General features: G+C 63.1%; 4 protein-coding genes. 2 read left to right on the top strand and 2 right to left on the bottom strand.

Annotation, left to right across the window (positions count from 1 at the left end):
* Positions 1 to 36: 36 nt before the first annotated feature.
* Positions 37 to 219 (bottom strand): hypothetical protein, encoded by a 183-nt coding sequence (locus AO501_RS37190; RefSeq protein WP_055578254.1) that lies wholly within the window; start codon positions 217 to 219, stop codon positions 37 to 39.
* Here AO501_RS37190 and AO501_RS40710 point away from each other — a divergent pair.
* Together AO501_RS40710 and AO501_RS13745 are read left to right on the top strand one after the other, a co-directional pair.
* Positions 139 to 318: a hypothetical protein gene (locus tag AO501_RS40710; protein WP_419775673.1), complete on the top strand. Its 180-nt coding sequence runs from the start codon at positions 139 to 141 to the stop codon at positions 316 to 318. The genes AO501_RS37190 and AO501_RS40710 overlap by 81 nt on opposite strands.
* Before the next feature lie 698 nt (positions 319 to 1,016).
* Positions 1,017 to 1,763 carry a TetR/AcrR family transcriptional regulator gene (locus tag AO501_RS13745; protein ID WP_411580563.1) on the top strand — a complete coding sequence of 249 codons (747 nt, stop codon included), beginning with the start codon at positions 1,017 to 1,019 and terminating at the stop codon, positions 1,761 to 1,763.
* A gap of 59 nt (positions 1,764 to 1,822) precedes the next feature.
* On the opposite strand, the gene AO501_RS13740 is transcribed toward AO501_RS13745, so the two are convergent.
* Entirely contained in the window at positions 1,823 to 2,257 is a 435-nt protein-coding gene (locus AO501_RS13740; protein ID WP_063892871.1) for an anti-sigma factor antagonist, read from the bottom strand.
* Between the last annotated feature and the right edge of the window lie 79 nt (positions 2,258 to 2,336).

The raw sequence follows: 2,336 nt of genomic DNA, 5'->3' as shown, positions 1-2,336 counted from the left end.
CACCAACCTAGGAACTACCGCACGGGGTGGATACTTTCAACTGGCCACCAGCGGATACTCCAACTTGGCCATTGACATCCGCCGCCCCCACCGTCCGGCCCCCAAAGCGTTCAGCGGCGAGTCCCCAAAGACGGCGTAATCATGGTCGCCGGCCAACGTCTGCGTGTCGGCAGAACGCACGTCGGAACCATCGTCACCGTCGTAGTCGATGACCACCACTTCCGCGTCCTGGACGGCACCACAGAGCTGTCACTGCACGCACGGACGTCAACCAAGCCCATCCGCAACTTCAACGCCCACCGCCCCCGCCAACGGTAACCATGTCCCGACGACAACAGGTCGCGTATGTCTTGGGACCTCACACGTCACTTCGCCCAAATAGTCCCCGCGACTGGAACCGAACCGCATCACAACAACCCGGCAGCACTGCGACAGCCATCCCTGCGGCCACCACTGCGCTAGTGTGGTTCCAGCACAGTCATCGGGCGGTTTGTAGTGTCCCCAATTAGGGTGCGTCAGGCGCTTGTAGTGTACCCAGAGGGTGCTAGTCGTCCTCTTCCTGCTGTTGGTCCTGGGCAGTTCGATCGAGGGTGCGGTGAGGTGGATTGCGTGGGGGCACGCACGCCGCGGCCCTCGGCTTAAGGACGTTTCGCCGGCTCACCGTAGCGTTTGTGGGCCGCTTGGCGGGCTGGTACTTCGTGCGGGCGGGATCACCCGATCAGTTAGACCGGAGCCGACACACTTCTGCCAATTTACGACGATGACGCTACGCAGTCGGCGCAAAGTTGAGGCTTGGCTGCCGTGCTGGGCGCAACACCGCATCACCCCAGCACGGGACAAACGGGGCGATCAGGGTTTAGGCCATTGTGTGGGGCGGAGTGCTTCTTTCTAGGTTCGCTTTGCCGGGGGCTGCGGTCTGCCGCGACTTACTGTCGACGTGGGGGGCCGAAGGCGCCCGGGTGACTAGCCTGGAAGCGCTGGTTGCATTGGTTTGAGGCGGTGAGGTGACAATTGTGGTGGATGACCAAAGTCTTGGCGATACGTCACAGTGGTGCGGGGCCGATCGGGTTGACCGATCCGGTGCTGGCAATGATCAACAGCCGCGGTTGAGTCGGGACTATGTGTTAGATGCGGCCATTGACTTGATTGATCGCCACGGCCTGCCCAGGCTGACCATGCGTCGGTTGGGCACGGCCTGCGGGGTGGAGGCAATGGCGCTGTACCGCTACGTGCACAGTCGCGGGGACCTGCTCACCGGGGTGGTCGACCACATCACAGACCGCCTCTACACCGATCAGCTCGCCGCGCGCCGGCAAGAGGACGGTTGGCAGGACTACTTGCTTCGGCTGGCCCATGGGGTGCGCCAGATTGCGCTGCAGCATCCGGAGGTGTTCCCGTTGGTCGCCACCCATGCGCCTGAAGCGCCTTGGGTGCGACCACCGCTGCGCAGCCTGCGCTGGATGGAAGGCTTCCTTGACACGTTGATCTCTTCTGGGTTTGACGACACCGCCGCGGTCGCCGCCTACCGCAGCTACACCACCTTCCTGGTCGGCCATCTCCTGCTCGAAGTGTCAGAGCGTGGCGCCGAACTGCACCCCGATGAGGCCATCGTGGATGGAAACCAACTCACGACTAGTTTGGCGGAATATAGGCATTTGCAGCGACTCAAGCCAATCCTGTCGGAGGATCACAGCACCGCCGAGTTCGAAGAGGCGCTAGAAGCCCTGCTCGATCGGCTCGAATTGTTGGTGGCAAGGCGTTGACGCTGCCGGTTTCCCCGACGTCGGGCTGCTCAACCCACTCTGCGCCGGCAGACGCCTATTCACCAGTGTGGCCAGCGAGATCGCGGTGCCGGTGAGGTCGGCCCCTTGGCTGACGGCTCGGCAGCCCCGGTGCACAGGTGCTCATGCAGCGCCGCTTTCACGTGCGGATACAACGGCAGCTCGGCTTTGAGGCGGGCCGCAGCAATGATGCGGGCCACGATTGGTTGGCTGCTGACCAGCCGCAGCTCGATGCCCTCGCCGCGGCAGTGTTCTGCGGCCTCGACCAAGACGCGGAAGGCGCACACCGCCATGAAGTCCAGTCCATTGATATCGATGACCAATGGGCCCGGTGCGGCTGCAGCACGCGCGGCCTCGCGCACCAGCTGCCTCCAGATCCTCACATTGCTCGCGTCGATCTCCCCGCTGACGGACAGCAAGACCGCCGAGCCGGTTCGCTTCGTGATGGCTCGCAACATGCTGTCACCGGCATTCATGCAAAGCTGATATGTAGGCATCTGTTGTCAAGAGGCAGGTGAAAGCCGCCCCGGTTTGGTGCCGGGGCGGCTTTCGTTT

The sequence above is a fragment of the Mycobacterium gordonae genome (assembly GCF_001417955.2).
In the GTDB taxonomy this organism is placed as follows: domain Bacteria; phylum Actinomycetota; class Actinomycetes; order Mycobacteriales; family Mycobacteriaceae; genus Mycobacterium; species Mycobacterium gordonae_B.
This window is presented reverse-complemented; position numbering and strand designations above follow the sequence as displayed.